Raw genomic sequence first — 260 nt, 5'->3', positions numbered from 1 at the left:
GAACCAACCGGCATCTTGTTTCTACCTCCTTGTGTTGACTCGGACCATTCCATAGTGGCGGAACGTGCTATCGCATGCATCGATTCATCCACCTGTGCGTTCAGTCTTTCTGACCTTGCGAAGATGGACGCTCGCCGGCACTTTCCCCTGGTTTCTTCGGCGGAAAACCTGGGTATGTGGGAAAGCCGGCCTGCCCGCATCGTTCCTGATTAGTTACAAGCAGCGACTGTCTAGGATCACACGGGCAGTCGCTCGGCAAC

Annotated in this window: 1 protein-coding gene; it reads left to right on the top strand. The window is 55.4% G+C overall.

The window, feature by feature from the left end:
- A partial coding sequence (locus SB717_RS37250) for a hypothetical protein (protein WP_410908140.1) occupies positions 1-213 on the top strand: 213 nt, incomplete at its 5' end.
- Positions 214-260 lie beyond the last annotated feature (47 nt).

Source organism: Priestia sp. SIMBA_032, assembly GCF_046535215.1.
GTDB classification, from domain to species: Bacteria; Bacillota; Bacilli; order Bacillales; family Bacillaceae_H; genus Priestia; species Priestia aryabhattai.
The sequence above is the reverse complement of the archived record's forward strand: the minus strand, read 5'-3'. Positions and strand labels throughout refer to the sequence as shown.